8 protein-coding genes are annotated in these 4,223 nt (G+C 40.8%); 3 read left to right on the top strand and 5 right to left on the bottom strand.

From position 1 onward, the window contains the following. Positions 1-351: 351 nt before the first annotated feature. The gene (locus F6K63_RS36340) at positions 352-474 is read left to right on the top strand and encodes a hypothetical protein (RefSeq protein WP_287297019.1); all 123 of its coding nucleotides are present in this window, start codon (positions 352-354) and stop codon (positions 472-474) included. A gap of 9 nt (positions 475-483) precedes the next feature. Here the strand turns inward: F6K63_RS36340 and F6K63_RS36345 are convergent, their stop codons facing one another. The 3 genes from F6K63_RS36345 to F6K63_RS36355 all read right to left on the bottom strand — a co-directional run bounded on the left by F6K63_RS36345 (position 484) and on the right by F6K63_RS36355 (position 1,620). Then, on the bottom strand, positions 484-1,089 hold the full coding sequence (locus F6K63_RS36345; protein ID WP_287314941.1) for a hypothetical protein: 606 nt from the start codon (positions 1,087-1,089) through the stop codon (positions 484-486). Then, entirely contained in the window at positions 1,086-1,256 is a 171-nt protein-coding gene (locus tag F6K63_RS36350) for a hypothetical protein (RefSeq protein ID WP_287265415.1), read from the bottom strand. The genes F6K63_RS36345 and F6K63_RS36350 overlap by 4 nt, the downstream gene beginning before the upstream one ends. 190 nt (positions 1,257-1,446) lie before the next feature. Further along, the gene (locus F6K63_RS36355) at positions 1,447-1,620 is read right to left on the bottom strand and encodes a hypothetical protein (protein WP_154659914.1); all 174 of its coding nucleotides are present in this window, start codon (positions 1,618-1,620) and stop codon (positions 1,447-1,449) included. Between the two features lie 156 nt (positions 1,621-1,776). Here F6K63_RS36355 and F6K63_RS36360 point away from each other — a divergent pair, with 156 nt between their 5' ends. After that, a complete protein-coding gene (locus tag F6K63_RS36360; protein ID WP_008188247.1) occupies positions 1,777-2,022 on the top strand; it encodes a UPF0175 family protein in 246 nt (81 codons plus the stop codon). Further along, positions 2,019-2,525 carry a PIN domain-containing protein gene (locus F6K63_RS36365; RefSeq protein ID WP_287293340.1) on the top strand — a complete coding sequence of 169 codons (507 nt, stop codon included), beginning with the start codon at positions 2,019-2,021 and terminating at the stop codon, positions 2,523-2,525. Before F6K63_RS36360 ends, F6K63_RS36365 begins: the two co-directional genes overlap by 4 nt. A 506-nt stretch (positions 2,526-3,031) precedes the next feature. On the opposite strand, the gene F6K63_RS36370 is transcribed toward F6K63_RS36365, so the two are convergent. After that, positions 3,032-3,592 carry a Uma2 family endonuclease gene (locus F6K63_RS36370; RefSeq protein WP_008188244.1) on the bottom strand — a complete coding sequence of 187 codons (561 nt, stop codon included), beginning with the start codon at positions 3,590-3,592 and terminating at the stop codon, positions 3,032-3,034. A gap of 296 nt (positions 3,593-3,888) precedes the next feature. Beyond that, complete coding sequence (locus F6K63_RS36375) at positions 3,889-4,083, bottom strand: hypothetical protein (RefSeq protein ID WP_008188242.1); 195 nt, start codon at positions 4,081-4,083, stop codon at positions 3,889-3,891. Positions 4,084-4,223 lie beyond the last annotated feature (140 nt).

Consider the following 4,223-nt stretch of genomic DNA (forward strand, 5'->3'; position numbering starts at 1 on the left):
TTTTCGTTACATACTGTTTTTTGAACACCTCAATGATATCGGCAATAATGTTTTGAGCGTCTTCTGGTAGTTCTTGAATATCTTTGGTCAGTTGTTCTAGGTCACGCATAAGTCTTAGGAAGTATGTCCAATAAATTTATATAAATCCATTATACGTAAGTATTCAGCCGTCAGCCGTCAGCCGTCAGCCGTCAGCATTCAGCATTCAGCTGACGTAACAAAGATTAAACGAATGCTTACTTGTGTTATTTAAAAGCTGATAGCTGATAGCCGTCAGCTGATAGCTGATAGCCGTCAGCTGATAACTGATAGCTGATAGCTGAATGCTAATAGCTGATAGCTGATAGCTGAATGCTTACCATTATACAAAGTAATTGCCCTACCCTTGTGAGGCCCCACACTTCCCTCTTTTTCTCGATTCCCGATTCCCGATTCCCGATTCCCGATTCCCTAATTAAAAACCACTATAATTAATTAACCGTTTCAAGTCATAATCCCGACTAAAATTTCCAGCAACTGGGTTAGCTCTTCTGGAACGATGTAGCGCTTGGGGTCTTGTTGTATGGAACGTTCTTGGCGATTAAAAGTACCGAAACGCCAGTCTTCTCCGGTGGTAACAATGCCATACAAAATTCTCTGGTCAGACTGGAGCCACTGATCAAGGGCAACCAACTCTACCGCCAGTTGAGTGAAGCCCCGTACCAGATCAGATTGTTTGGCTTCGATCACAATCAGGTTATGGTTGGCAATGTAATAATCTAAAGTTCCCCGCAGGTGTTCGCTAACGGCAATGGAATATTCAATGTAAATGCGGTGATTAGTTAGATCGACTACTTCAAACAGAATTGGTGCAATCAGGGCTTCGCGACGGGCAGTTTCGTTGATCAGCTCAATGCGCTTGCGGTTACGCTGGAGTTGGTGCAGCAGGGGTTCAATAGCAGCAGTGAAGGGCTGACGGGGAAGATCGATATGCGATCGCACAAAGGTACAGTCAAATTCAGCCAAGATATCTTCTAGGGTAAAGGGAAGGTCAAAATATTGCCTAAAACTGTAAGGCTGTCCAGCTTTGAGAATGCGGCGGCGGTTCATTTGTGGTTAGTCTTCCTTTCTTGAGCAATTTCCTGCTTAATCTCCTGCACAAGCTCGATAATTTTCTCCCTTGAATCATACCCCGATTCTGTCAACGCCTGCTTTAATCCCTCTTGCAACTGTTTAGCTGACAGGAGTGGTTGCTGTTGATAGTTACTGACTTCCAAAACCTATTTACCTCCCCATCTGTTTCGTCAAACATAATAATTACTCCTACTGGCTTAGGGGGAGTATATTCAATTGGGTAGTCTAAGGATAATTGACCTGATGGATCGATTTTTCCACTAGCAGTAATTGCTTTGATCATAACTAGTTGTGGGGGCGTAGTCAGTTAACTACTATAATTTTACAGTATTTTTAAATGGGGTGAGGTAGAAAGTTCTGGGTTTTAGGGAGTCGGGAATCGGGAGTTGGGAGCAGGGAAGAGATAAGAGACAAAAGACAAAAGGCAAGAGCGATGCAGCGCGGTCTTGGGGAGGCAGTGCGGTCTTGGGGGTTCCCCCCATGAGCAACTGCCGTGGTTTCCCCCATGAGCGACTGCATCAAGACGGCAAGATTTAATCAACGATAGAGGAATTATGATTAGCTTTACTGGGTGTGGCTTTAACGGGTGTTATGATTCAGTTTAAATTTATGATAAAATTAAAGTAACTATTCATAATATATCAATTACTTAATAGTGTAGCTATGAGTGTAGTTATCCCTGACGATATTGTCCAAGCTAGCCAAATGACTGAGGATGAATTCAAACTTGAAATTGCGCTGATGCTCTATAAGCAAGACAAAATTAGCAGTGGCAAAGTCCGTGCCTGGACGGGTTTAACTGTGATTGAGTTTCAGCATGAACTGGCCAAGCGCGGTTTAGATTTGAATTATGATGTTGCTGATTTTGAAGCAGACCTTAAAACCCTACAATCGATGAGTTTGCTGTGATTATTATTAGCGATACATCACCGATTACTAATCTAGCAGGCATCAATCAACTTAACCTCTTGCATCGCTTATATGGTTCTGTGATTATTCCCGTTGCTGTCTACAATGAAATGGTTGGTATCGGAAAAATTGTACCTGGAACAGTAGAAGTTCAAACCTTATCTTGGATTAAAACTCATGCTGTTTCAGATAAGCAGCAAGTTTTCACACTTCAGGAAAGTCAAGAAACCATCGATTTAGGTGAAGCAGAAGCGATCATATTAGCACTGGAAATGAATGCTGATTTGCTACTGATGGATGAACGACGAGGACGAGCAGTTGCTCAAGAATTGGGGCTAACTATTGTGGGCTTACTGGGAATTATGGTGCAAGCCAAGAAAAGTAATTTAATTCCGGCAGTTAAACCATTAATGGATCAATTGATTGAAACAATGGACTTTCGTATTAGTTCTCAATTGTACCAAGCAATTCTCCAAGCTACCGACGAAGAAAGTACATTATAATCTTAAAAGAGGGAGGATTTTATCCTTCTTGGGTTTTAGGGAGTAAGTTGTCTAATTATTCTCACCCATTCGCTACTATTTTGAGTATCTTGTCGATCACGACCCATACCAATAAATGGTTTATTCTCTAATTCCAGGGGATGAAGAGATACCGGTTTTTTCGTTACATACTGTTTTTTGAATACCTCAATGATATCGGCAATAATGTTTTGAGCGTCTTCTGGTAATTATTGAATATTTTTTATCAGTTGTTCTAGGTCACGCATAAGTCTTAGGAAGTATGTTCAATAACTTTCTATAAATCCATTATACAAAGTTATTGGTTTTTGGCTTATGCCACCACAACACCCATCAATGGGTGCATCTCATATTTGTAAAAAAAAAGGAGTAAGGTATAAATTTCCCTTGAATATCTGATTGCTTTCATCTAATGCCCGTTCCCGTAGCTTCTCCCTCGGATAATCCCTTGGCTGTAGGCTGAAGGCTGACAGCTGATGGCTGACGGCTTACATTACATCTTCATACAAAGCCTCAAGACTAGTCCTAAAATCCACAGTTTCTAGATTAATCTCACTGCCCGGATCATAAAATTGCAATGTCCAAATTCCCTCAGAATTTCGGCGGAAGCAGTCTAGCCGCTGATGGTTTTGGCTAATTAAAACATATTCCACCAAGGTGTCTAATTTTCGATAATTATAAAATTTGTCACCCCGGTCAAAGGCTTCAGTCTTGGGAGATAAAACTTCCACAATTAAACAAGGATATTTTTTATAATTGCTCAATTCTCGGTCTCTGGCATCGCAAGTCACCATAACATCAGGATAATAATAACTATTGGATGCTTCAACATAAGTTTTCATATCTGCCATATAAACCCGACAGCCAGTGCCCCTGACATGATTTCTTAAGGCTGAAGCCAGGTTAAGGGCAATAGTAACATGGGCATCACTCGCCCCAGCCATGGCATAGACTTCTCCATCAATATACTCGTGTTTGATGGCACTATCTTCTTCGTAGGATAGATAGTCTTCTTTGGAAATGTAATTGGGACTTTTATCAGCAATCATGACAGTTTCAAGACAGTGACACTATTAGTATAGAATAAAGGGAGTAGGGAGCAGGTAACAGGGAACAGATAAGAGGCAAAAGGCAAGAGGCAAGAGGCAAGAGGCAAAAGGCAAGAGGCAAGAGATAAGAGTTAATCAAGGATAGAGGAATTATGATTAGCCTTACTGGGTGTGGCGTGAACGGGTGTTAGGATTCAGTTAAAGAGAGTAAAGCCATTGCTGACATTGTTGTGCTTCTAATTTGTCATTGGGAGAAGATAACAACCCTAAAAGGCCGGTATCGACAAAAACAATCATTAGTAGCTATATAGTTTAGAGCCTTCTGGACGAAAACTATCAACAATTTGTTTAAAATTTTCTAAATCTTCCTGTCGAATTTTAGCTTCTTCTTGAGTGATTTCCTCTTCAAGGCGTTTTCTTAGCCATGCCAGAGCAGGTTGATTGAGTTTATAGCGTTTATAGGATTTATGAGGTACGCTTTTCAGCCTCAAAGTCCCCCTTTTTAAGCTATGCTTTATAAACATCTTTCTTAACATAAAACTTGACAAAAAGAGTCAAGTGTGCATAGAGAGGCGATCGCCCTAAATTGACAAAAAGAGTTAAGTGTGTATAAGAGTGCGATCGCTAATCT

It is taken from the genome of Moorena sp. SIO1G6, assembly GCF_010672795.1.
GTDB lineage: Bacteria > Cyanobacteriota > Cyanobacteriia > Cyanobacteriales > Coleofasciculaceae > Moorena > Moorena producens.

Bases quoted from the DNA above. Each gene is read 5' to 3' on its own strand.
- F6K63_RS36340 (WP_287297019.1), top strand. From the start codon at position 352: ATGCTTACCATTATACAAAGTAATTGCCCTACCCTTGTGAGGCCCCAC.
- F6K63_RS36345 (WP_287314941.1), bottom strand. From the start codon at position 1,089: ATGAACCGCCGCCGCATTCTCAAAGCTGGACAGCCTTACAGTTTTAGG.
- F6K63_RS36355 (WP_154659914.1), bottom strand. From the start codon at position 1,620: ATGGGGGAAACCACGGCAGTTGCTCATGGGGGGAACCCCCAAGACCGC.
- F6K63_RS36360 (WP_008188247.1), top strand. From the start codon at position 1,777: ATGAGTGTAGTTATCCCTGACGATATTGTCCAAGCTAGCCAAATGACT.
- F6K63_RS36370 (WP_008188244.1), bottom strand. From the start codon at position 3,592: ATGATTGCTGATAAAAGTCCCAATTACATTTCCAAAGAAGACTATCTA.